Origin of the sequence: Terrimonas sp. (assembly GCF_003075435.1) — a bacterium.
In the GTDB taxonomy this organism is placed as follows: Bacteria; Bacteroidota; Bacteroidia; order Chitinophagales; family Chitinophagaceae; genus Agriterribacter.
In genome coordinates this window covers 100,242-126,014 of record NZ_QCZJ01000003.1, presented here as the reverse complement: position 1 = coordinate 126,014, position 25,773 = coordinate 100,242, and the positions used below count along the sequence as shown (strand labels likewise).

At 40.3% G+C, this 25,773-nt stretch carries 22 protein-coding genes; 16 read left to right on the top strand and 6 right to left on the bottom strand.

Annotation, left to right across the window (positions count from 1 at the left end):
* Positions 1-51 precede the first annotated feature (51 nt).
* Together DC498_RS05205 and DC498_RS05200 are read right to left on the bottom strand one after the other, a co-directional pair.
* Positions 52-684, bottom strand: a complete 633-nt coding sequence (locus tag DC498_RS05205) for a response regulator (protein WP_116873084.1) — start codon at positions 682-684, stop codon at positions 52-54.
* A 4-nt stretch (positions 685-688) separates the two neighbouring features.
* On the bottom strand, positions 689-2,857 hold the full coding sequence (locus DC498_RS05200) for a PAS domain S-box protein (protein ID WP_116873083.1): 2,169 nt from the start codon (positions 2,855-2,857) through the stop codon (positions 689-691).
* A gap of 254 nt (positions 2,858-3,111) precedes the next feature.
* Between DC498_RS05200 and DC498_RS05195 the strand changes: the two genes are divergently transcribed.
* Both DC498_RS05195 and DC498_RS05190 read left to right on the top strand, forming a co-directional pair.
* Entirely contained in the window at positions 3,112-3,753 is a 642-nt protein-coding gene (locus DC498_RS05195) for a DUF4136 domain-containing protein (protein WP_116873082.1), read from the top strand.
* Between the two features lie 15 nt (positions 3,754-3,768).
* Positions 3,769-4,392: an outer membrane beta-barrel protein gene (locus tag DC498_RS05190; RefSeq protein ID WP_116873081.1), complete on the top strand. Its 624-nt coding sequence runs from the start codon at positions 3,769-3,771 to the stop codon at positions 4,390-4,392.
* Between the two features lie 75 nt (positions 4,393-4,467).
* On the opposite strand, the gene DC498_RS05185 is transcribed toward DC498_RS05190, so the two are convergent.
* Entirely contained in the window at positions 4,468-5,019 is a 552-nt protein-coding gene (locus tag DC498_RS05185; protein WP_116873244.1) for a YqgE/AlgH family protein, read from the bottom strand.
* Between the two features lie 166 nt (positions 5,020-5,185).
* Between DC498_RS05185 and DC498_RS05180 the strand changes: the two genes are divergently transcribed.
* The gene (locus DC498_RS05180) at positions 5,186-6,523 is read left to right on the top strand and encodes a sensor histidine kinase (protein ID WP_116873080.1); all 1,338 of its coding nucleotides are present in this window, start codon (positions 5,186-5,188) and stop codon (positions 6,521-6,523) included.
* Here DC498_RS05180 and DC498_RS05175 read toward each other — a convergent pair.
* Both DC498_RS05175 and DC498_RS05170 read right to left on the bottom strand, forming a co-directional pair.
* Positions 6,516-7,742, bottom strand: coding sequence for an S-adenosylmethionine:tRNA ribosyltransferase-isomerase (locus DC498_RS05175; RefSeq protein ID WP_116873079.1), 1,227 nt, complete (start codon positions 7,740-7,742; stop codon positions 6,516-6,518). The genes DC498_RS05180 and DC498_RS05175 overlap by 8 nt on opposite strands.
* Before the next feature lie 131 nt (positions 7,743-7,873).
* Positions 7,874-9,313, bottom strand: coding sequence for a hypothetical protein (locus tag DC498_RS05170; RefSeq protein WP_133176769.1), 1,440 nt, complete (start codon positions 9,311-9,313; stop codon positions 7,874-7,876).
* A 226-nt stretch (positions 9,314-9,539) separates the two neighbouring features.
* On the opposite strand from DC498_RS05170, the gene DC498_RS05165 reads away from it, so the two are divergent.
* Positions 9,540-10,424, top strand: coding sequence for an SDR family oxidoreductase (locus tag DC498_RS05165; RefSeq protein ID WP_304575232.1), 885 nt, complete (start codon positions 9,540-9,542; stop codon positions 10,422-10,424).
* Between the two features lie 429 nt (positions 10,425-10,853).
* Positions 10,854-11,963: an NUMOD1 domain-containing DNA-binding protein gene (locus tag DC498_RS05160; RefSeq protein ID WP_116873076.1), complete on the top strand. Its 1,110-nt coding sequence runs from the start codon at positions 10,854-10,856 to the stop codon at positions 11,961-11,963.
* 191 nt (positions 11,964-12,154) lie between these two features.
* Here DC498_RS05160 and DC498_RS05155 read toward each other — a convergent pair whose 3' ends face one another.
* Complete coding sequence (locus DC498_RS05155) at positions 12,155-12,535, bottom strand: response regulator (RefSeq protein ID WP_116873075.1); 381 nt, start codon at positions 12,533-12,535, stop codon at positions 12,155-12,157.
* 109 nt (positions 12,536-12,644) lie between these two features.
* Between DC498_RS05155 and DC498_RS05150 the strand changes: the two genes are divergently transcribed.
* The 11 genes from DC498_RS05150 to murC all read left to right on the top strand — a co-directional run bounded on the left by DC498_RS05150 (position 12,645) and on the right by murC (position 25,768).
* Entirely contained in the window at positions 12,645-12,890 is a 246-nt protein-coding gene (locus DC498_RS05150) for a helix-turn-helix domain-containing protein (protein ID WP_116873074.1), read from the top strand.
* 442 nt (positions 12,891-13,332) lie between these two features.
* Entirely contained in the window at positions 13,333-13,791 is a 459-nt protein-coding gene (gene mraZ / locus DC498_RS05140; RefSeq protein ID WP_116873072.1) for a division/cell wall cluster transcriptional repressor MraZ, read from the top strand.
* A gap of 94 nt (positions 13,792-13,885) precedes the next feature.
* Positions 13,886-14,794, top strand: coding sequence for a 16S rRNA (cytosine(1402)-N(4))-methyltransferase RsmH (rsmH, locus tag DC498_RS05135; RefSeq protein WP_116873071.1), 909 nt, complete (start codon positions 13,886-13,888; stop codon positions 14,792-14,794).
* Positions 14,795-14,808: 14 nt separating this feature from the next.
* Positions 14,809-15,168 carry an FtsL-like putative cell division protein gene (locus DC498_RS05130; protein WP_116873070.1) on the top strand — a complete coding sequence of 120 codons (360 nt, stop codon included), beginning with the start codon at positions 14,809-14,811 and terminating at the stop codon, positions 15,166-15,168.
* A 321-nt stretch (positions 15,169-15,489) separates the two neighbouring features.
* The gene (locus tag DC498_RS05125) at positions 15,490-17,619 is read left to right on the top strand and encodes a penicillin-binding protein (RefSeq protein ID WP_116873069.1); all 2,130 of its coding nucleotides are present in this window, start codon (positions 15,490-15,492) and stop codon (positions 17,617-17,619) included.
* Positions 17,620-17,792: 173 nt separating this feature from the next.
* Entirely contained in the window at positions 17,793-19,259 is a 1,467-nt protein-coding gene (locus tag DC498_RS05120; RefSeq protein WP_116873068.1) for a UDP-N-acetylmuramoyl-L-alanyl-D-glutamate--2,6-diaminopimelate ligase, read from the top strand.
* A 14-nt stretch (positions 19,260-19,273) separates the two neighbouring features.
* On the top strand, positions 19,274-20,593 hold the full coding sequence (gene mraY / locus DC498_RS05115; protein WP_116873067.1) for a phospho-N-acetylmuramoyl-pentapeptide-transferase: 1,320 nt from the start codon (positions 19,274-19,276) through the stop codon (positions 20,591-20,593).
* 40 nt (positions 20,594-20,633) lie between these two features.
* Positions 20,634-21,962 carry a UDP-N-acetylmuramoyl-L-alanine--D-glutamate ligase gene (murD, locus tag DC498_RS05110; protein WP_240627864.1) on the top strand — a complete coding sequence of 443 codons (1,329 nt, stop codon included), beginning with the start codon at positions 20,634-20,636 and terminating at the stop codon, positions 21,960-21,962.
* 112 nt (positions 21,963-22,074) lie between these two features.
* A complete protein-coding gene (locus DC498_RS05105) occupies positions 22,075-23,271 on the top strand; it encodes an FtsW/RodA/SpoVE family cell cycle protein (protein ID WP_116873065.1) in 1,197 nt (398 codons plus the stop codon).
* Between the two features lie 18 nt (positions 23,272-23,289).
* Entirely contained in the window at positions 23,290-24,387 is a 1,098-nt protein-coding gene (gene murG, locus DC498_RS05100; RefSeq protein WP_116873064.1) for an undecaprenyldiphospho-muramoylpentapeptide beta-N-acetylglucosaminyltransferase, read from the top strand.
* 7 nt (positions 24,388-24,394) lie between these two features.
* Positions 24,395-25,768 carry a UDP-N-acetylmuramate--L-alanine ligase gene (gene murC, locus DC498_RS05095; protein WP_116873063.1) on the top strand — a complete coding sequence of 458 codons (1,374 nt, stop codon included), beginning with the start codon at positions 24,395-24,397 and terminating at the stop codon, positions 25,766-25,768.
* The last annotated feature ends 5 nt before the right edge of the window (positions 25,769-25,773 follow it).

Below are 25,773 nucleotides of genomic sequence, written 5' to 3'. Positions count from 1 at the left end.
GGAAGACTGAATACTTGTAGTAAAAATACTACAGGGCACAGAAAATGCTTTCTATATAAGATTATTATCCAAAGCGTAGCGGGTAAGGTCGGCGTTAGATTTCAGATTCATTTTTTCTAAAATTCTTGCCCGGTATGTGCTTACTGTTGTTACACTAAGTGAGAGCTGGTCGGCAATATCAGACACAGCTTTACCGCCAGCCAAAAGTTTAAATACATCAAATTCTCTGTCAGATAATCTTTCGTGAGGCATCTGGTTTAAGTCGCCCTCTAACATCTGTGCAAGTTTTTCTGCCACACCAGGCGTTATAAACCTTTTGCCCAATAAAACTGTTCTTATAGCTTTTATAATATCTTCATGAATACTATCTTTTCCCAGGTAACCAGAGGCTCCGGCTTTTAATACCCGCAATGCATACTGGTCTTCGCCATGCATACTCATAATCAGCACCGGCATAGAAGGATATATTTGCTTTATCTGCCGCAGGGCATCAAGCCCGCTTCTCCCGGGCATTGACAAATCGCATATTACAATATCCCAATGCTCTTCGGTAATTTTCGACATAAGGCTTTCTGAATCTCCTACACCTGCTATATTGGCATTAGGAAACTCATCCTTGATCAACTGTGTAAGTCCTTTTCTTACTATAGCATGGTCGTCTGCGATAAGAATACTGATCGTCATATTGCTATCCTGTTTTCTTGTTTAATATATCCAGTTTTTCTTCAGATGGCATAAGTGGAATGCTCACTCGTATTGCCGTTCCTTTTCCGGGTTTGCTGTTAATTTTATATTCTCCGCCAAGTGCCAGGCTTCTCTCCTTCATACCTAATATTCCAAGCGTACGCTTTTGATCGGCAATTGCCATATCAAAACCTCTTCCATTATCCGCTATCATCAAAGTTATAAATCCATCCTTCTTGCTCAAATCAACCTGAACAGCACTCGCGTTTGCATGCCTTGCAATGTTAGTAAGTGATTCCTGAAAAATTCTGAATAGCGCGGTTTTAATATCCGCAGAAATATGAAAATCCTGGGTAGTACTGAGTAGCTTCACTGCTATCCCTGTTGCCTGCTGAAATTGTTTTATATGCCATTCCATAGCTGCTTCAAGCCCTATATCATCCAATACTGTTGGTCTTAGTTCTGCGCAGATACGGCGAACTGCTGTCATTGTGCCATCAATGGTATCAAGTAACTCCGTAAGTTTTACTTCTACATTTTTCTCATTTACTTCTAACTTTTTTATCATCCAGGCAATTTCCATTTTTAAAACAGTAAGTTGTTGGCCCAGTTCATCGTGTATTTCCCTTGCAATATTTTTCCGCTCTGTTTCCCTCACTTCCTGCAGGTATCCTGTAAGCATCCGTATTTGTTCCAGGTATTCCGTTTGCTTTTTTTCCGTTTCTACTTTTTGTGTAATATCATGCGCCAATACAAGCTTTGCTTTTAGCCCGTCTATAATCATGCTGTGAACAAATATTTCAACAAAAATAATAGTCTCATCTATTTTATGGTGCTTCCATACGCCTGCCTCCTGGTAACCGGCAACATCTTCCTTTATATAATCTTTAAAATCCAACAACTCTTCTTTAACCTGTATATCTTTTATATTCTTTTTTAAAAACATTTCTTTGGTAAAACCATATTGCAAAATTGCCGCTTCATTAACATCTATAATATTTAATTCAGGATAGCTAAGCATCATCATAGGCAGCGGATTGTTTTCAAACAATTGCTTGTACTTCTTTTCCGATGATACCAACCGCTCAACTACATGTTTTATTTCAGCCTTTCTTTCTTCTACCTGCTTGCCAAGTTTTGCATTAAATCTTTTCAATTGCTCTTCCAGTTGTTTACGTGGCGTAACATCTCTTGCAATGGTTATACTGCCCCGGACTTTGCCATTGGGTGCCCAGATAGCCGACCAGGAAAGAGAGGCTGTAATTTTTTGCCCATCTTTTTTTTCTAGATTTATTTCACCATCCCATGTGCCGGTCGATTTAACTCTTTTTTCAATAGCTGCACGCCCTTCATCTTTATAGCCCGGCTTTACTACCGATAGGATTGGTTTCCCTCTCACTTCTTCTTCCTTCCATCCAAAAATTTTTTCAGCTTTATCATTCCAGCTTACAATGCATAAATCTTTGTCTGTGGATATCACTGCATCATGAATATTATCCATCAATAAAGTATTATACTGCATTATACGGTATGTCTCCCTGTCTGAAATTACCTCTACGCGTAACTTCTGCACCAGGATCATCATCAGGATAAACAGCAGTGCAAATGTTAAAAACAGCAATGCCCTTAAGCTGGAATTGGCAATTGTGCTTTCATTTTTTCTTACACTCAGCAACCTTTGCTCTTCATTTGCTATATTATTTATCAGGTTTTTTATAGCAACCATATTATAGCTGTTTGTGGCTTTTGAAACCAATGCAATTATCTCCTCCGGCTGAACAGATCTCTCGGAAGAAGTTAAATTATCGGAAGCCCGCAAACTGGCACTCATATATTCGCTTAATGTATCTAATCTTTTTTGTTGTACCTTATTATCCGCGGTACTTCTCTTGAGCTTATCAAAATTATCCTGTATTAAGCCTTTCATTTTGTTAAAGGACAACAGGTGCTCTTCATGTCCTGTTAGAAAGTATTCCCTAGCTAACATTTCACTTTGGGTTACTTCTGCCAATAGTTTTTCAGCGAAAAACAGGATATTCTGAGTATTTGATACTGACTGGAAAGTTGTATTAACTTTCTTTGACTGGTTCACGGAAATATACAGGGCTGTTGCTACAGTAATTGCAGTAAGTAACAGGGTTATAAGCAATATTTTTCCTGTGGATATTTTCATGCTGGATATTAAAAGTCAAACTGCTATTCTTAATCGGAATATACCAGGTTATTAAAATTAACAAAATAATATGTGTAAAACTCATTCACATTGATATTATAAGCGCTTATCCTAAAAAAACACTTTTTTACTAAGTATAAACCACTATATCATTTTCCGGCATAGCCCTATTGTTACATGGCTGTTAATGCATAGAACAGTTATTTAAACCAGCAGCTTTTAATATAGTCAACCATTATGCAAAACATTAGCATATGAAAATAATTAAAAGTATTGCCGGGTGTGTAGCAGTGGGTATTTTTACATTGAGCAGTTGCGCCAAAGACCCACTTAAAAACCTCTCCGATAATGATAGCAGGATTTATATAACCAACTATGACAGTACCACATCTTTCAGCTCCTTTAAAACATATAGCATATCAGACTCTGTAGCTGTTGTAGATGATGGTATGTTGCAAAAGCGCATCGCCACTGAAGCTGAAGCAGCCATTATACAGGCTATAAAGAATAATATGAACGAAAGAGGATATCAACTGGTAGATAAAAGCGGCAATCCGGACCTTGGTATAAATGTTACCAAAATTGTCAGTACGCAAACCGGGCTGGTAAGCTACCCCTCGTATTGGGATTATTACAATAGCTATTGGGACCCCTATTACTGGGGCTATGGCGGATATGATTATTATTTTCCTTACGCTTCTTACGTTATATACCAGGTAAGAGAAGGCGCTTTATCTGTTGATCTGATTGATCTGAAAGATGCTTCCGGCGATAAAACCATTAAAGGCGTTTGGAATGGTGTTATAAGAGGCCAAGGCATTTTTAATGCTGATAATGCAGCAGCGCAGGTAAAAGCTTTATTTGATCAGTCAGCATATCTCACTACCGTTAATTAATTAAAACGCATTACAATGAAATCCGTAAAAATAATATTGATCACCGCCTGTTTGATTGCCTGGGCATCTGCAGGGTTTTCACAGCAAGGCAGAACTACATTGAATATAAATTACTCCGTTAACTCCCCGATGGGGAGTTTTGAAGATAATATTGTAAGTAAACCTTCATTCCGCGGATGGAATGCTAATATATTACATGGAATAGATGATCATATTTCAATAGGCTTACAAACCGGGTTCAATTATTATCATGAAAAATTTCCACGGCAGGTATATAATACAAAAGACGGAGATATATCCGCTGTTGTAACCAATACCGTTCAAACCATTCCTTTACAGGCAAAACTGAGATATAACCTTGCGCCCGGTGCTATTGTACAACCTTATATTGGTGCGGGTGCAGGAGGCAATATTATTATGTTCAATCAGTATCTAGGCGGGTTTTCAGGCAGCAGCAAATCCGGGTTTGGATTTGCTGTTTCCCCTGAAGCAGGCATACAAATACCTTTTACCAGATCAGGTTCATCCGGCTTAACTATTGGCGCTGAGTATAATTACATGCCTTTTAAATATGCTGATATTAAGAACCTCAATAACTGGGGCATACATGCAGGTGTCAGGTTTCCGTTAAGCAGGTAGGTACATGCTAAAAGCAAGATTAGGGTTATATATGATTATAAGACAGGTGCCGGGAAACGTGAGGATTTTTATTTACTAATTCAATTGGGGATCTGTAGGATAATTAATCATCATAGCATATTCATCACCTAATAACCTGAGTGAGTCTTTCCATATTTCACTGATACTCCGGTGTAATATAATACTCTTGCGGGCTTTTGCTGTAAGCCAGCTCTTGCTGTTCATTTCCTCTTCCAGTTGGTTTGCGCCCCAACCGGAATAGCCTACAAAAAAACGGATACGCTTCAAATCAAGCTCACCCTTTACTAAAAGCCCTTTCATCATCTCAAAATCGCCACCCCAGTAAACGCCATCTGTTAATTCCTGGCTGCCTGGTAAAAGCTCAGGATAGGTATGTAAAAAATGAAGCGTATCGAGCTGTACGGGCCCGCCTGCAAAAACCGGGATTTTCATTCCTTCCAACTCCGGAATAAGTTCATCCAGGGTATGATTAAGCTGCTTGTTCAGAACAAAACCGAAGCTGCCCTCCTGTTGATGATCGCATAATAAAACCACCGTCCTCATAAAATTGGGGTCTTTAAGAAAGGGCTCTGCTATCAATAATATTCCTGCCGATAGTTCAACCATATATTCTAAGTTAATATAGAATTTATTTTCTGACAATTATATTCATGAATTTTGTATAATTGTTGACGTCTAAACCTTATTCATTGCCCCATCTTGTGTAAAACTTAGTTAAATACCCTTTATGCAGGTAAACTGCACTTAATATGAAAGTAATTTTACAGCCCGAATGAAGAAAATCTACATCCTGATCATTATTCTGATTTCTCTCTCCTTAATAGGCATAATCGCTATACAGATTACGTCTATAAAAAACGCGCTTATTTTAAAAAACGAAGACCTGGAGCAGAAAATTCAGCTTGCTTTAAATGATGTGGGGCAGGATATTGCCGACCAGACTACCAGGTTTCCTGCTTTAGGAGTCCCCAAATTATCGCCGGAATGGCCATCAGATCAGTTGCTGCACGGGTTATTTAAATCGCCTACGGTAGCCCAACGCTATACACCCAACCAGATTTATGAAAAGCTAAAAACATCTTTTAAAAAATACGGATTAAGCAAAACAAATTTTGAGTTTGCGGTATTAAACAATAATACACTGGGCAATAATTACGAGATGCAAACCGTAAATTTTACTAAACTCCTTGCAGATACCGTTCAAAACCGGGCTTTCGGATTTCCCTTATCTGCCCCAACGGGCAGTATAGCGGAAGGGCTGGTGGCAGATGAGGAGCTTTGGGTGATTGTGCCTAATCTAAAAGTTTTTTTATGGAAATCTTCTTCCTGGATGATTGCAGGCTCAGTATTGTTTACACTGCTTATTTGTACCGCTTTTTTTATAACAGTGCAAACTATGTTGCGGCAAAAAAAGCTGAGTGAGATCAAAAGTGATTTCATCAATAATATGACGCATGAATTTAAAACACCCCTGGCTACCATATCCCTGGCCGTGGATGCGCTCAAGAATGAAAAAGTAATGCAGAGCAGGGAAAAAATGCAATATTTCAGTGGTATAATTAAGGATGAGAATAAGAGGATGAATAAGCAGGTGGAAACTATTTTGCAGGCCGCGCTTCTTGATAAAGAGGATGTGCAACTGAGTATGAAACACCAGCACGTTCATGAAATTATTAACGGTATAATGGATAATTTCAGGCTGCAGCTTGAAGATAAGCAAGGGAAGGCCGACATCATGCTGAATGCTAAAAACGATTTGATTGAAGCAGACGAAGTACATTTTACCAACCTGCTCACCAATCTTATTGATAATGCCATTAAATACTCAAAAGATAGCGGGTTGCATATATTGATTACCACCCAAAATACCGGTAATAATATCCGCATAAAAATTGAGGATAATGGTATTGGTATGAATAAAGAAACCGTGAACAGGATATTTGAAAAATTCTACCGGGCGCATACAGGCAATATCCATAACGTAAAAGGGTTTGGTTTGGGATTAAGCTATGTAAAATCAATGGTGGATGCGCATAGAGGAAAAATAAAAGTGGAAAGTGCATTAGGCAAGGGTTCTGTGTTTACACTTGATTTTCCCTTACTTAAATAAACAGCAAACACCCGTCTCCATAGCTTAAAAACCTGAAGTTATTTTCAAGCGCGTATTCATATACCCCGCGCCAGTCATCGCCAATAATAGCCGCTACCAAAAGCAATAATGTAGATTGCGGTTGATGAAAATTGGTGATCAGCCCTTTTATCATTCTGAAGTCATACCCGGGCGCTATCAGTATCTGCGTTTGCGTAACAAGCTTTTGCAAATTGTTTTGACGGAGCCATTTCAACAAGGCATTCAACGCGTCTTTTACAGGGATATGCATGGCATTCAGTGCATCATATACTTCCCACTGGTTAATGCCGATATCATCTTCGGTTATACCTGGCTGTTGTATGATCTTTACTCCTGCCCAGTATAAGCTTTCAATTGTCCGTAGCGAGGTGGTGCCCACGCAAATAATATTGTCCGCATACTCACTTAACTGCTCAATAGTTGCTGCCGCCACTTCAATAAATTCAGCATGCATGGCGTGCTCGTGCATATGCGCTGCTTTTACGGGCTTAAAGGTGCCTGCGCCTACATGGAGTGTAACAAAACCTGTATTAATATTTCTTTCAGTAAAGGAGGCAAAAATTTCATCCGTAAAATGCAGCCCTGCTGTTGGCGCTGCTACTGAACCGTGATGTTCGGCATAAATAGTTTGATACCTTTCCTCATCTTCTTTCTCCACCCCGCGTTTCATATACGGTGGCAGGGGAATTTCTCCCGTATAATGTAATATTTCCGCAAAAGAGAGGTCACCAGGCTGCCACGATAACTCCACCACAAAATTTTCTGGGTTGCGCTCCACAATAGCAGCTTTTAGTACAATATCTCCTGCCGGGGCTGAGATGATCTTTTCCAGCTGCATGCCTGGTTTCCATTTGGAAGCGCCGCCTATAAGGCAGTTCCACCACACTTTTTCCTTTTGCAGCATAGCAGCAGTAACATCATGGTATTGGCTGTGCGGCGACAGGCAGAATATTTCAATACTACCACCGGATGGTTTTTTGAATTTCAGCCTCGCTTCTACAACTTTTGTATTATTAAAAACAAGCAGGGAACCAGCAGGTATATGCGCTGCAATATTCCGGTATATATCTTCTGCAATATTCCCGTCTTTATATACCAGCAGCTTTGAAGCATCCCGGTCAGCAAGCGGATGCTGTGCTATGCGGTTGTCAGGTAAATGATAGGTAAAATCCTGTATAGATAAATATTTCGGATGCATAGTAATGTGCAGCTAACTGCTGCATGACTGCAAGTTAAATAAACATAGTAATAAAGCCCTTATTCATCCGGCGCATTAGCGGAATAGGTTAAAAGCGAAGTCCCTGCATCTCCATGTTCCCATTTCGCAAATCAACGCAAGGTCCTCAGGCTAAATCCTATGCGTCCTGTTAATTTACTATCAAGATATGGATTTCCAAATACCCACCCTTTGGTTTTGTATGATATATCAGCGATCAAAGAAAAATGTTTACTGATTGCATACGCAGGTTGTAAACCTACTGCCATGCCGGGAACAGCTTTGCCGGCGAAAAACATTTGGTCTTTGGGTTGCATCCATGCAGACAAGCTTATGTTGGCATTAAACTTTGAGTTTTCCTTTTTTACAAGATTGTAACAGCGTATATCCAATGCCGGTAGTGTTAAACTATTACTTTTATTAAAACCAGCACTGACCATCAGTTGCCGGTTGTTAGCATCAAAAAAGAAATCACCCCCTGCATAATAGCCGAAAGACGCAGGTACACTTCGCAAAGCAAAATTAAAATAGTATCCCGGTTTGAGTTGTATCCTGTTGATGCCAATTATAAATGGCGATACAAAATTCAGGTATTGCATATTACCCGTTTGTCTTAAAAAGCTTTTCATTTCCGTTGTAAGATCAGATGCCTTTACCGGGCGTTTAATACCAACACCACCGGGCCAGGTGCCACGGGCTTCATACGGCTCACCTGGCTTGAACAGGTCATATACCCATGCGGAAAAATCATAACCGGTAAAATCTCTTGCCAGTATATTATTTTTATCATGAGCAAGAATGCTGTCTGTAATAGCATTAAATCTTTTTGCAAATGGCAGGTTAACGTAATTAACAGCATGCAGCGTACCTAATATAGATAAGCCCACAAACGGATAAGCTGTTTGCTTAAAGAAATTATCCTCACGCATTCTCTGCAGATACCTGTATTCACCTTCCACTCCGGCTGCAGACAGCCGTACATGGTCTGCCGGAAAATTTTTCTTCAGGTAAATAAGGTCTTCATCTTTCACGTTTGTAACGGCAATATCTAATCCTTTACCAAAATCCCACACCTCATCATAGCTGTACATATGCCTTGCTGTCATCACCGATCTGTGAAACTCTTCATGCAAAAAGGCATAACCATAGGGCAGCTTAATAGCAAGATAATCCGTACCGAGCGCCGTAATATTTGCCAGTAGCCGGTTAAGCAAATACTTCTTTGTGTTGGTTGGCTTTACCAGTTTATGCCACAGTATATTATGCCCGTAATACAAGCTGCCGTGCAGGTTGCGGGTCATATCCGTTGTTTGCTCCATACTAAGATTGCGGTAAAATTTGCCGTAATGCCGGGCCTGTACTGTAGCTTTTAAAGCCGCGTCTCCGTCATCCCCTCTTATCGCTTCCGCCCTTGCAGCATCGGTTATGTAAGGAATGTCTGCCAGGTGTATGCTCCATTCAAAAGAAGGACATAAAGTATCTTTTACAATAAATTGCCCATATCCTTTTGTACTGCATATAAAGACGATGATGAGCATTATTATCCTGTTCATAAAAACATATTGTGTTTGGAATTGGTATGCGAAGTAAAATGGAAGATTTCTATTGGCTATGTGTATGTGGTATGAAGTGGTGATTTGTTGTAATGAAATGAAGTGGTGCTGTTATAGTATTCTTTTAATTTTTCAAATCCCGGTTCATTACAAGGAATAAACAATTCATTACAAATACCCCCTGCAATATCAGAAGGCTGAACTATTTTCGGAATGCTGAAACAAAATATACAATACAACAGGTATGAAAAAAATAGCAATCATTGGCGCCACAGGGATGATAGGGCAACCTGTTACCAAAGCATTTATAAATGCAGGTTTTGAAGTAACGATTTTAGTGAGAAATATAGAAAAGGCACAATCCATTTTCAGGAACGCGGTTAATTATATAAGAGGCGATTTGAAAGAGATGGAATCTGTTAAAAAACTTTTAAGTCAGCAGGATTATCTCTATATAAATCTTTCTGTTGAACCCAAAAGCAGGGAGAATGATTTTCAGCCCGAACGCGATGGACTTGATAATGTGCTTGCCGCGGTTAAAGACTCAGGCTTGAAAAGAATCGGTTATTTATCTTCACTGGTGCAGCAATACGAAGGGCAGCATGGTTTTAGCTGGTGGGTTTTCAAATTAAAGCAGCAGGCTGTCAGCAAAATAAAATCCAGTCATATTCCGTATGTTGTTTTTTATCCTTCCACGTTTATGGAAAATTTTGACAAAGGGGCATACCGGCAGGGAGATTTTATTACGCTTGCCGGCACCTCTGCATTCAAAATGTTCCTGGTTGCAGCGGATGATTATGGAAAACAGGTAGCAAGAGCTTTTGAGCTTGATAATGGCAACCAGGAGTTTATAATCCAGGGACAGGAAGGCTTTACCGCAGATGAAGCAGCGGACTTTTACAGGAAACATTGTACAACATCAAATATAAAAGTTGTAACAGCACCATTGAAGATGCTAAGACTGATGGGGTGTTTTATAAATAATTTTCGTTATGGCGCAAAAATCATTGAAGCACTGAATAACTATCCAGAAAAATTTGAAGCTGAAAAAACCTGGGAAATGCTGGGAAAACCAGCAACAAAATTTGAGGATTATATCAACACCCAATAAACAAGCTTTCCTCTGCGAAATGCACTTTCTTATCTTTCACCGCGGTGTGTGTTTATGAGTCATTTTAAAACACGAACCACGGCTGTTAATGATAACAAAGTAGCTTTCACTCATTAATCCTGTATCATCAACAGTTTCTTTACATATTTCCCAACAAATACCATTCTGTCTTTCACACAATTGTTGGTATTGAATGAATGCAATGCCATTTGCCTTTGCCGATAACAACGAAAGGTTTCTTAAATTAGCTGTTGTTCGGGATGCCAGCTCACAGCAACTCGCAAACACCTGGTAATGGTGTAAAAAAATTACTCCTGTACTGCTTCAAGATGTAAGATAACCAGCAGGAATATTATATAACCATGAATTTATCAAAGTAAAATTATTTACTTTGTTAAGATTAATTCATTTAATGTTAACATGATCTGAATGAAAATAATACATCGCCACGAACAGCCGCAGATCAACCGGTATCCATTTAAAAATAGAAGTTTAGCAGATATAAAAGGAGAGCAATGGAAGCCGATAGATGGTTTTGATGAGGTATTTTGGATCTCCAATAAAGGGAGAGTTAAAGCATGTGCCAGGCTCATTCAGAAAAAGTCGGGAGGCTCATACTGGATAAAAGAGAAAATTATAGGTCAAAATTTTCAAAAAACACTTAATAAATTCACGGGCGATTATACATACCAGTTATATACTGGAGTGGTTTATGAAGGCAGGCGTTGTCGTTTTAACATCAGACGGCTCGTATATCATCACTTCGTATCTCCCCTGCCTGAAAACGAAAACTCTGATACGGTAGTTTCAACAAAAAATGGAGATGGATTGAATTGCAGGGCAAATAATTTAACACTTATATCAATTTCTGCGAGACAAAAGAAAATATTTACTAACCAGCGGGGAGAATCTTCATTTAAAAAACTTACTGTTGATGAAAGAAAAAAAATTATAGAGAAAAACACCAGCAGAATGCTGGCTGTAAAACAATATAATATTGATGGAAAATTATTGAATCAGTACAAAAGCATTACTCTCGCGGCTAAAAAATCCGGTACAAACTTAGCAGGCATTTGTTTGTCTGCAGGTAAAAAAATGAAGTTTGCCGGTGGTTTTGTTTGGCGGTATGATAATGACTTTTATAATGGAGAGTATAAAAATATTGCACGTTACAGGAAAATTGTGCAATACAATCTTGCAGGAAAGAAAATCAAAACATATTCATCACTTAACGAAGCAGCAACGGCCGCAAAAGCAAACAAAAATTATATAATGCAGGTTTTAAAAGGAACAGGTAAACAAGCGGGTGGATTTGTGTGGAGGTATGAAGGAGAAGCCTATAATGGAGAGTTTTCCGATGTCAGAATAAAAAGGGCAAGAAAAATTGAAATGTTATCTCTTTCGGGAAAATTGATAAAAAGATACATATCTATTGCAGAAGCCTCAAGGCAAACAGGTGTAGACGGCACCTGTATTGTTATGGCTGCAAGGGGTTCACGTAAACATGCCGGCAATTTTTTATGGAGATATGCTGATTAGCAAACAAGATTTCTTCCCTGATGACGCATATCCCATAATGGATAATGGACATTGAACAGCCGACACACATGATCGGGAGTTAGGGCTTTGCGTAGAAGCCGGGAGTAGAATGGAACAGCGAATACAAAGGAAAACAATAACGGATATCCCCTTGCGCCACTGCATCGGCGTGATCTCCCTGAGAAAATTTTTTATACCGGGCAGAGCTCATGTAATATCTTTTCCCATTCTTCAGGGTTACTGCTTTTGGAGATAAAGCTATTTACCCCGCAACGCAGCATTTTTTCTTTCTTGACTTCGTTATAAAATACCGAAGTAGCGAGTATTTTAATTGACGGATGATGCTTACGTAAGTGTTGGGCTGTTTCATAGCCATCCATAATCGGCATATCTATATCGAGCAGGCATAGATCTGGCAGGCGAGTTGCATAGCTAAGCTGCTCCAACAGGTGTTGCCCATTGCCGGCCTGAATAATTACGCTATACCCGTGACTAAGCAAAAATTCTGTTAATGTGCTCCGCATTAAACTATGATTATCAGCAATGGCAACTGTTGGCCTGATGTTATTCATATTGATGAATTTGGTTAGTATACGATAGAGCTTCTATTATCACAAATATACAATAGTTATCATTTAAGATAACCGACAATCCTTCGTAAATCAGGACTTTTCCTACCTTATGACCAAGATCAGCAAAGAGGATAATGTGTTTCTGAAAGCATTGGGTAAACGAATCAGGGATATCAGGAAAGAAAAAGGTTTTACCCAGGTTGAGCTGGGCGATATGATTGATATGGAGAAACCCAACATGAACCGACTCGAAAAAGGAGGTACTAACCCCACTATACTGACGCTTAAAAAAATATGTATTGCGCTTGGAATAACTTTAGACTATCTGCTGTTGGGTTTGCAGCAAAATGATTAGAAGATATAACGTGCAAGCCTTTTCCCGCTTCCTTGTTGTGCTTTAATATTTTTACTTCATTGCGGGATAGCATCTATCTACGAAGCCGTTCACTTTATTTTCAGGAGATCTATCGGCAGGTATATCACCCACGGTATTGCCTCATGTGAATCCTGCGATACATGTTCGTGAGATCCTAAACAACACTTAGGCCCAATATAATCCGGAAAATCAACCATTTACCTAACTTCGCCCAGGTTATTCACAGTTATGCACATATATCCACAGAATATACAGTGCCCATTCGTAAAAACACCACCAAATTCTCTGCAAACTCAATCCTGTTAAGGCTTTTAAAAAATCTTTTGCTGTGGATAAAATAATTAAATTAAAACTTGCGTTTAAGGTGGGAAAATGTGTTATTTTGTGGGAATAAATGGGAAATTGATATAACATTTTGTAAATGATACGGTTTTTAGGGGAATATGAAGCTACACTGGACGCAAAAGGTCGGTTTCTCTTTCCAACGGGATTTAAAAGGCAGATCCCGGAAGGAGAAACCGGTAGCTTCTTTATTAACAGGGGCTTTGAGCGTTGCTTAACCCTTTACCCCATGAAAAACTGGGAGCCGATTTTTGAGGAAATGAGCAGGAAGAATGATTTTGATGCGAAGGTGCGGGAATTCAGGCGCTACTTTTTAAACGGGGTTACAGTGGAAGCGGATAGTGCTGGCAGGTTACTGTTACCCAAAAACCTGATGGAATATGCCGGGCTGCAAAAAGACATTGTATTGCTTTCCGCCATTGATAAAATAGAAATCTGGGATAAAAATAAGTACCAACAGCTCTTTGACACTTTTTCACCCGAAGCATTCAGCACACTGGCTCAGGAGGTAATGGCTAATAAACCACCACAGGCTTAGCGGAATTTGGTGAAAGGTTGAAGATAAAAAGATTCAAGTTTTCAATACCTGCCGCTTTCCGAAACGGCGGGTTTCACTTTTTTAACCGGCAACTGTGTTACAGCAATACCACATACCCGTTTTAGCAAAGGAAACGATTGACCTGCTTCAGATTAAACCTGGCGGCATATACGTTGACTGCACTTTTGGAGGGGGCGGGCACAGCAGGGCTATTCTTGATAAATTAGGTGATACCGGAAAACTCATCGCTTTTGACCAGGATGCCGACGCGAAAGCAAATATTCCCGGTGATGCAAGAATCACTTTTCTTCAATACAACTTCCGGCATGTTCAAAAAATGCTGCGCCTGCATAAAATAGCTGAAGTAGATGGCATTCTTGCTGACCTTGGTGTATCGAGCCATCAGTTCGACGAAGGAGCAAGAGGCTTTTCCACCCGCTTTGCAGATGCCGAACTTGATATGCGGATGGATCAGCGGCACCCAACCACCGCCGCAGATGTGATTAAAACTTATGGCGAGCAGGAACTGCACAAAATTTTTGAACGCTATGGCGAGGTTACCAATTCAAAAACCCTGGCCAAAACCATCGTTCAGCAAAGGCAGGTTAGTTCCCTAAAAACAGTGAATGATTTTAAGCATGCCGTTGCTTCGGCAGTGAAAGGTAATCCCAACAAATATTTTGCCCAGGTATTTCAGGCTTTACGCATTGCAGTGAATGATGAAATTGGAGCACTGGAAGAAATGCTGCAACAAATCCCCAACATCCTGAAGAAAGGCGGCCGCGCTGCCATCATCACTTTTCACAGCATTGAAGACAGAACGGTAAAAAATTTTTTCCGCTATGGCAGTTTCGATGAACCTGAAACTGATTCCATATACGGCACAAAATCCGAAAGTCCTTTTAATGTAATCACCAAAAAGCCAATATCCCCTTCAACAAAGGAGTTGAATGAAAACCCGAGAAGCAGAAGCGCAAGATTAAGAGTAGCTGAAAAAAAATAAAGGGAGATAGTAAAATGGAGCAAACAGAAAACATACCGCGAGAAAAACAGGAACAGCAAAAAGAAACTGCGCCTGCAAAGCATTGGAAAAAATGGTTCAGCAACGATTGGGTTGCCAGGAACATGTATTATTTCCTCTTTCTTGCAGTGTTGGCGGTTATTTATATATATAACGGGCATTATGCCGAAAACACCATTAAGGATATTAACAGAACGGCAAAAGAGCTGAAAGAATTGCAGTATGAATATAAAACAGTAAAGGGTGAACTGATGATGCGGGGCAAACAGAGTGAGCTGGCAAAAGCAGTTGAACCTTTGGGTTTGAAAGAATTGAAGACGCCGCCGGTTAAGATTGTGGAAAGCAGGGAGAAGTAGTAACGTTCTTTTTCCTACCCAACAGTAGGAAAAATGGTTCGTGAGACACGGGATGCAGATTCCTCCAAAGTCGGAATGACAAGCTGAGGAATAATTATTGGGCTGAATGGTAAAGCAGCAGCATAGATATAATGCCCAACAGTTGTTGACAAGCTGAAAGTTGCCCTTCCGCTTGTCATCCCGAGGCACGAGGGATCTGTTTTAAACTAACGGTATGTAACCGGTAAAAGAGATATAGATACATCGCCATCGCCATGGTTCTTGTCTCACGAACCACAAAGAAGAGATAGCTAATAGATAAATATTATACAGTACAAAACCTTGGAAGTAAAAAAAGACATATTATGGAGAGTATCGCTTTGCTTTCTGGGCATTGTGGCTTTAAGCCTGTTTATAATTGGTAAAGCATTTTATATACAACAGGTGCAGGGTGAATACTGGAAAAGCATGAGCGACAGCCTGCATTTAAGCTACCGTACGCTCGATGCCGATCGCGGTACCATTTATAGCGAGGATGGAAGTATGCTGAGTACTTCTATTCCGTTCTTTGACATACATATTGATTTTATGGCTGATGGCCTTCGCGAAAAAGAAGGCAAACGTTTTACCACCAACCTCGATTCCTTATCCATAGGTTTGAGTAAGCTCTTCCAGGATCAGTCTGCCGCCGCATATAAAAAACAATTGCAGGCAGGGTACAAAAAGAAAGACCGTTATTACCTGCTTAAGAAAAAAGTAAGTTTTGATCAATACCAGGCGCTGAGAACACTGCCACTGGTGCGGCAGGGAAGAAATAAAAGCGGCTTTATAGTGGAAGATATGGAAAAGCGGCTTACGCCATTTGGATTGCTGGCAAACCGCACTATTGGTTTAGCAAGAACTTATGTTGATAATAACAGGCAGGTTGTTACGCAAAATGTAGGATTGGAAAAAACTTATGACAGCTTATTGAAAGGCGTTTCAGGCAAAAGACTGGTAAGAAGAATTTCCGGTGGCGCATACGTGCCTGTTGAAGGTTCTGAAATTGAACCGGAAAACGGGAAAGATATAGTAACAACGCTTGATGTGAACATCCAGGATATTACGCAAACCGCCTTAATGCGCATGATGACAGACAACCAGGCGCTTGAAGGCACTGCTATTGTAATGGAAGTGGCTACAGGAAAAATTAAAGCAATAGCCAACCTGGGCTTAATGCCGGATGGCTCTTATTTTGAAAAAGATAATTACGCTTTAAAAACATCTGAACCGGGTTCTACCATTAAGCTTGTTACATTAATGTCGGTATTGGAAGACAAATATGTAACGCTTAATGATATGATTGATATTGATGGCGGCGTCTGGATGCTGAACGGCCGCAGGATACAGGATGCGGAAAAATCTCCAAAGAGCCATCTTACCATTAAAGAATCATTTGAGCACAGCAGTAACGTAGCGATGGCCAAACTAGCCTATACTTATTACAGCAAATCTCCTGCAAAGTTTGTGCAGCATTACGAAAACCTGCACCTCACTTCGCGTACCGGTGTTGATTTAAAGGAAGAGTTCAGACCAATGGTAAAGAACCCTAAACGTAAAGACTGGCATATGCAAACATTGCCGTCAATGGGTTTTGGATATGAAGTAATGCTCAGCCCGCTGCAGATACTCATGATTTATAACGCGGTAGCCAACAACGGTAAGCTCATGAAGCCATACCTCGTTAATAAAGTTGAAAAAGATGGCAATGTGCTTACCGCATTTGAACCACAGGTGTTAAACGAAAAAATATGCGCTGAACAAACACTCCATCAACTGCAGGAATGTCTTGCAGCGGTTTGTGTAGATGGCACAGCAAAAAGAGTTTTCAAAACCGCAGTATACCATGCAGCAGGAAAAACCGGAACGGCAAAAGTAAATGATGGAAATTTTAAATATACCGACGGTGTATACCAGTCTTCATTTGCAGGATATTTTCCGGTAGAGAAACCTAAATATTCCTGCATAGTTGTAATAAAAAACAAGCCTCGTTCAGCGCAGTATTTAGGGGGATCTGTGGCTGCTCCTGTTTTCAGGGAAATAGCAGACAAGTTGTATGCGGGTGATATAGAGGATATGCCGGTGTACATAGCAAAAACTGCTACGGATAGTATTAAATATAAATGGAGCGGATACAGCAGCGATACTAAGAATATTTTAAAGGAAATGAATATTCCTTTCATTGATTCGGCAGCCAAAGAAGAGTGGGGATATGTATACAACGATAATAATACACCCGGCATAAAAGCACTGGCGGTTAATGAAAATCAGGTGCCTGATGTAAAAGGTATGGGGTTGAAAGATGCGCTGTTTTTACTGGAGAACATGAACCTGAAAGTACAGGTAAAGGGAAAAGGAAAAATAATTAACCAATCTCTTGCGGCAGGTCAAACTATCGGCAAGGGACAAACGATAATGCTGGAACTGGATTAGGAGAAGGTGGAAGGTGTAGGGTGGAAGGTATAGGGTAGAAGGTGTAGGGATTAGAGAAGGAAGACAAAAGAAAGAATAATAAAAATAAAAGCAAAAGGCAGGAAGCAAATAAGAATGCAGCACACAAAAGCTGAAGGCTGATAGCTAATAGCTGACAGCTAAAACAACAAACAATGGCGGTTTTACAGGACATATTGTACAAAGTAAATATCAGGTCGGTGCACGGCAATCTCGGCGTGCAGGTAGCTGATTTGCAGATTGATTCCCGCAGGGTTTCAAACAATGCCTGTTTTATTGCTATTAAAGGAAACGCGGTTGACGGACATGCATACATAGATGCAGCTATTCAGAAGGGTGCTTCATCCATAGTGGCAGAGCATTTGCCTGCACAAAAGCAGGAAAACATTACCTATATACAGGTGGAAAACAGTGCGCTTGCCGCCGCTTATATGTCTGATAATTTTTACGGATCGCCTTCTGCAAAAATGAAAGTGGTTGGCGTTACAGGCACCAATGGTAAAACGACCATTGCCACACTGTTGTTCAAATTATTTTCCGGGTTGGGATATAAATGCGGATTGCTTTCAACAGTGCAAAACCAGGTAGGCGATGATGTTTTACCATCAACACATACCACACCTGATGCTATAAGTATAAATGCTTTGATGAAGGAAATGCTGAATAAAGGCTGTACGCATGTGTTTATGGAATGCAGCAGCCATGCCATTCACCAGCATCGTATATCAGGTTTGCATTTTGCAGGCGCTATATTCAGCAACATCACCCACGATCACCTGGATTATCATAAAACCTTTGATGAATATATACGCGTAAAAAAATCATTCTTTGACAGCCTCCCCTCGGATGCATTTGCCATTAGCAATGCGGATGATAAAAGAGGTTTGGTAATGCTGCAGAATACACAGGCGAAAAAGCATTTATACAGCCTGAGAACACTTGCTGAGTTCAAAGGAAAAATTCTTGAGAATAATCTCACCGGCTTGCTAATGAATATTAACGACCAGGAAGTGCATTTCAGGCTTATCGGTGAATTCAATGCATATAACCTGCTGGCAGTATATGGCGCCGCGGTTTGTTTGGGTGAAGAGAAATATAAAGTATTGCAGGTATTGAGCAATATTACCGGTGCGGAAGGAAGGTTTGATTATATAACATCGAAAGCGGAAAGAGTTATCGGCATTGTTGATTATGCGCATACGCCTGATGCATTATTAAATGTACTGGCAACTATTAAAAAGTTAAGACAGGGTCATGAAAAAATAATAACGGTAGTAGGATGTGGTGGCGACAGGGATAAAACCAAAAGGCCTGTAATGGCGGAAGTGGCCTGCGAGCATAGTGATAAAGTGGTGTTTACTTCAGACAATCCGCGGTCAGAAGACCCTGAAGCGATATTGAATGATATGCAAACCGGTTTACTGCCTTCTATGCGGAAAAAATATATTGCTATAACAGACAGGAAAGAAGCGATTAAAACGGCCATCAGTCTTGCATCAGCAGAGGATATTGTTTTGATTGCAGGAAAAGGCCATGAAAAATACCAGGAAATAAAAGGAATAAAACATCCCTTTGACGATAAGGAAGTATTAAAAGAAACTTTTGAATTATTGGGTAAATAAAATAACAAGCCAAAATGCTGTATCATTTATTTGAGTGGTTAAAATTTGAAGGCATAAAATTCCCGGGCAGCGGGTTAATGCAGTTTCTCACGTTCAGAATACTGCTGGCTGTTTTATTATCCCTGTTCATATCAACGGTATATGGAAAAAGGCTGATCAATCTTTTAAAAAGAAAACAGATCGGTGAAAGTGTTCGTGATCTAGGGCTTGCCGGTGAGCAGCAGAAAAAAGGAACGCCTACTATGGGTGGTATCATTATCCTGCTGGCGATATTGATACCAACATTATTATTTGCAGATCTCGATAAAGTATATATCCGTTTAATGTTGCTGTGTACCGTATGGCTGGGCTTTATTGGTTTTATGGATGACTACTTAAAAATTAAAGCAAGAAAGACAGCGCAGGCCAAAGGAGAAAATTATAAGAAGAAAGACAGCGACGGTTTAGCGGGTATATCAAAAATAATCGGGCAGATAGGGTTAGGCGTCATCATCGGCGCTACATTATACTTTAATGATAATGTGGTGGTATGGAGAGAATATTATAACCCGCAGGGAACAAACCAGGTAACAGATATTTTAAAGAGAGGAGAAAAAAAGATTGGCGATACCATTGTAACGATGGAAGGCAAAGAGCACAGGTACGCGGTTGTGAAAACACCTATTACCACTATCCCCTTTGTAAAAAGCCATGAATTTAATTACAGTCGGCTCATTACCTGGCTGGGTGATGGTATGGAGAAATATACATGGGTTGTATATATCATTGCTGTTACACTTATCATCACCGCTGTATCAAATGGGGCAAATCTTACTGACGGGCTTGACGGGCTTGCGGCGGGTGTAAGTGCATTGATTGGTGCATGTCTCGGTGTATTTGTGTATGTGAGCGGCAGCACCAGGTTTGCAGAGTATCTCAATATTATGTATATCCCCAACCTCGGGGAACTATCGGTTTTCGTGGGTGCATTTGTTGGCGGATGCATAGGATTTCTATGGTATAACGCCTATCCGGCGCAGGTATTTATGGGTGACACCGGAAGTCTTGCGCTTGGAGGCATTATTGCATCGCTTGCCATTATTGTAAGAAAAGAATTATTGATACCTATATTCTGTGGTGTGTTTTTGGTAGAAAACCTGAGCGTGATATTACAGGTGAGTTATTTCAAATACACCAAGCGAAAGTATGGCGAAGGGAGGCGCATTTTTTTAATGAGCCCGCTCCATCATCACTATCAAAAGCTGGGGTATCACGAAAGCAAGATAGCAGTAAGGTTCTGGATTGTAACCATACTCTGTGTATTATTTGCAATCGCAACATTTAAAATGAGATAATAAAATATAGAGAGAAGGATATAGCAGCATGGTAAAAAGAATGGTCATATTAGGTGGAGGAGAAAGCGGCATAGGTGCAGCCATCCTTGCAAAAAAGCAGGGATATGATGTGTTCCTTTCGGATGGAGGTACAATTCAACCAAAATATAAAAACGAATTGCTGCAATATGATATTGCATTTGAAGAAGGAAAACACAGTGAAGAAAGAATACTGAATGCAGATGAAGTAATGAAGAGCCCGGGCATACCCGAAAAAAACGAACTGGTAAAAAAGATAAGAGCGAAAGGCATTGAAATAATCAGTGAAATAGAACTGGCATACAGGTATAAAGGTGATAGCAGGATTATTGCCATCACCGGAAGTAATGGGAAAAGTACAACTACTTCTTTGATCTGGCATATATGTAAAACCGGTGGTATTGATTGCGCGTTGGTAGGAAACATCGGTTACTCATTTGCAAAGCAGGTGGCAACAGATCCGAAAGTGTTGTATGTAGCAGAGATCAGCAGTTTTCAGTTGGATGATATAAAAACATTCAGGCCGGATATAGCTGTTCTGTTGAATATAACAGAAGATCATCTTGACAGGTACGAGCACAAGTTTGAAAACTACATAAGATCCAAATTCAATATCATAAAAAACCAAACGCCGCAGGATACTTTTATATACTGCGTCGATGATCCTGTGATCACTGACTATATAGCAAGAAACCCATTACATTCTAATTCATTGCCATTTACCATGTACTACCAACTACCAAAAGGAGCTTACATTAAAGAGAATATTATGACGATACAGACAGACGGAGAAAAATTTACGACCAGTGTGTTTGACTTTGCAGTTAAAGGCAGGCACAACCAATACAACACTATGGCAGCAGCACTGGCAGGAGCAACTATCGGCATTCGCAAAGAAAAGATACGCGAAGCAGTAGAAACCTTTGAAAATCTTGAACACCGCATGGAAAATGTTACTACGGTGCGCGGTGTAAATTTCATTAACGATAGCAAGGCAACGAATGTAAACAGCACCTGGTTTGCTTTGGAAAGCATGACGCAACCTACCATTCTTATACTCGGCGGAGTTGATAAGGGTAATGATTATTCTGCTTTGCTTGAGCTGGTAAAGGAAAAAGTAAAAGCAATAGTATGCATGGGTGTTGATAACAGGAAAATTCATGAAGCATTTGGAAAGCATGTGGAAGTGATGGTAAATACAGCCAGCGCTAAAGAAGCAGTGCAGGCGGCTTTTCATTTAGCAAATAAAGGAGATGTGGTGTTGCTGAGTCCTGCCTGTGCAAGTTTTGACCTGTTCAAAAACTACGAAGACAGGGGGAGGCAGTTTAAAGAAGCGGTGAGGGAACTGTGAGGGGGAATGGTGAATGGTCAAACGTGAAACCTGGAACTCGAAATAATAGACAAAAAAGTTCTGAAACCTGATTGCTGACAGCTGATAGCTGACAGCCGATAGCTCAAAAAAAATGCAGGCACTACTAAATAAAACCAAAGGCGACAAAGTGATATGGGCAGCAGTAATACTGCTCACCCTGGTGAGTATGCTTGTGGTATACAGCAGCACGGGCACGCTTGCATATCGTTTATCCAAAAGTGCCGAATCATACCTGTTTAAGCAGTTTGCTTTTACAGCAGTTGGTTTATTGATCATTTATTTTGCCCACCGTATTAACTATACTATCTACTCAAGGGTAGCATTGGTATTATATGTTATTTCTATCCCCTTGTTGATCTATACCCTTTTCTTTGGTGCTGAAATTAATGAAGGAACAAGATGGATAAAGCTCCCTATCATCAATCTTACCTTTCAAACATCTGACCTGGCAAAGCTTGCATTATTTATGTACCTGTCGCGCCAGCTCAGCCGTTCGCAGGATGATATAAAAGACTTTAAGAAAGGATTTCTGCCGTTGATTGTGCCTGTTGGTATTACCTGCATGCTTATAGCCCCTGCAAATCTTTCCACTGCATTATTGATTGGTGCAACAAGCATAATGCTGATGTTTATTGGCAGGGTAAGCGTAAAACATATTGCAATGGTTGTTGGGATTGCTTTAATTCCATTGGTAATACTGGTAACTATTGCCACAGGGTATTACAATAAGGAAGAAGGACAAAGCAAAGAGCTTCCTGCTGTGTTGCAGATCGGTCGTATACCTACCTGGATAAAACGAATACAGGATTTTGCGTATTCCGATAAACATGAATCTGCTTACCAGGTGCAGCAAATGAAAATTGCCATCGCCAAAGGCGGGTGGTTCGGGCTTGGACCCGGCAATAGTGAGCAACGCAATTTTGTGCCGCATCCTTACAGTGATTCTATCTACTCCATTATTATAGAGGAATATGGATTGATAGGCGGTATAGCGATAGTATTCATATACCTGCTTTTCCTTTTCCGGAGCATAAGAATATTTAAAAAATGTCCTTTTGCATTTGGTGCTTTTCTGGCGCTTGCATTAAGCTTTACACTCGTGATACAGGCGCTGGTAAATATGGCAGTGAATGTAAACCTGTTTCCTGTTACCGGTGTGCCGCTGCCGCTGGTCAGCATGGGGGGAAGCAGCTTTTTATTTACCTGCCTGGCAATTGGTATTTTACTGAGTGTGGCACGGAACGCGGAAAAGATGGAAGGTAATGCGGCAACTGCCGTTAACGCATAAACTAAGAAATTATAAACATTGGCAAAAAGAATAATCATAGCAGGCGGCGGAACAGGAGGTCATATATTTCCTGCGATAGCCATTGCCAATGCATTAAAAGAAAAAGACAAGGATATAGATATACTGTTTGTGGGTGCTAAAGGGAAAATGGAGATGGAAAAAGTGCCACAGGCAGGCTACAGAATAGAAGGTTTGGATATAGCAGGGTTTAACAGGAGCTCTTTGATAAAAAATATCGGCTTGCCTTTTAAGATCATTAAAAGTTTCTTCCAGGTTAGAAACATTATTAATGGTTTTAAGCCAGATGCAGTGATAGGTGTTGGCGGATATTCAAGCTTTCCGGCTTTGCGGTTTGCACAAACCAAAGGCATCCCAACATTTATTCACGAGGCAAATTCTTTTGGAGGTAAAGCTAATATTCAGTTGAGCAAAAGGGCAAGCAGGGTATTTACAGGCAGCGATGGTATGGAACAGTTTTTCCCTGGGGAAAAAATACTGGTTACCGGCAATCCGGTGCGTAAGAGCATACTGGCCAATAGTGTAAGTAAAGAAGAAGGTTTACAATTTTTTGGATTGAGCAGTGATAAGAAAACGATACTGGTAACAGGCGGAAGTCTTGGTGCAAAATCCATCAACGAAGCTATAGCTGCAGGCATTGATGCTTTTGAAAAGAATGATATGCAGTTGATATGGCAAACAGGCAAGCCCTTCGCGGAGCAGGCAAAAAAAATGGCGGAAGGCAAAAAAGGGATATGGACCAACGATTTCATTACAAAAATGGAATACGCTTTTGCAGCGGCTGATGTAGTGATATCAAGAGCAGGCGCAATGTCGGTAGCGGAATTATGTGTGGTAAAGCAGGCGGTGGTTTTTGTTCCCTACCCTTTCGCGGCAGAAGATCATCAAACAGTGAATGCCCGCAGGCTTACGGAAAAAGGTGCAGCACTGATGGTAAAAGACAGCGAAGCAAAAGATAAGCTGGTAACAACGGCCATTGACCTGGCATTGGATGAAAATGAAAGACTGCAATTAAAAAATAATATCAGCAGGCTGGCAATAACAGATGCTGACGAAGTGGTGGCAGACGAAGTATTAAAAGTAATCAGAAAGCAGTAATCGTTTAATGAAGGAACTGAAGGACATACAGAAAGTATATTTTATCGGTATCGGCGGCATTGGCATGAGCGCCCTGGCGAGGTATTTTAAGTCGCTGGGTAAAGATGTGAGTGGTTATGACAGAACAGAAACCACATTAACACAGCAACTAACTGCTGAAGATATAAATATTCATTATACAGATGATGTGGAACTGGCGCCCAAAGACACCGATATTGTTGTGTATACCCCGGCTATTCCCAAGAATCATACGGAGTTGCTGTATTACCAGCAGCATGAATATGATTTATTAAAGCGCAGCGATGTGCTGGGCATGATCACCCGTAGTTCTTTTAATATCTGCGTAGCAGGCACGCATGGCAAGACTACTATTACAACCATGATAGCGCATATACTGCGTCACACAGGTTATGGTTGCAATGCATTTCTCGGAGGCATAGCTGCCAACTATAACAGTAATTTCTGGAGCAGCCCGAATAATGTTTGTGTGGTGGAGGCTGATGAATACGACAGGAGTTTTTTAAAACTCAGTCCTGATATTGCAGTGATCAGCGCAATGGATGCCGACCATTTGGATATATATGGAACAGCAGAGGAAATGGAGAATGCGTTTATAGCGTTCGCTGGAAAAATAAAAAAAAATGGTACCCTTTTCAGCAAGTTTGGATTAGAGCATGAACTGAAAGCTGACCATCACTATACATATAGTATTCAGCAATGGAGGGCAGATATACATGCGGAAAACATACGATCAAATAACGGAGGATATTTATTTGATGTAAAAACACCGCAAGTACTTATTAAAGATATAAGGCTATACATGGGCGGCTTGCATAATGTGGAAAATGTTTCAGTGGCAATAGGCGTAGCTAAAGCGCTTAATATAGATGATGAAAAAATAAAAGCAGCGGTAGCTGATTTTAAAGGAGTGAAAAGAAGATTTGAGTATATAGTTCCTGTGGCTGATGGTGACGGTATTGTGTATGTAGATGATTATGCGCATCATCCTGCGGAACTGGAAGCATTGCTGAGTGGAGCAAAATTGCTGTTCCCTCAAAAAAAATGCACGATTATTTTTCAGCCGCATTTGTTTAGCAGAACAAAGGATTTTGCTGATGCATTTGCGGCAAGCCTCGACTTGGCAGATGAAACAGTTTTATTACCCATATACCCTGCACGCGAGTTGCCAATGGAAGGCGTTACAAGTGAAATGATTCTGAGCAGGATGAAAAATCCCAATAAATCTATTAAGAGTAAGGAAGCATTAATGAATTGGGTAGAGCATGATTATAAACAAAATAAAAACGCTTTACTGATAACAGCCGGCGCAGGAGATATAGATAAATTGATTGAGCCAATAAAAAAAATCATCACAGCTTAAATAAT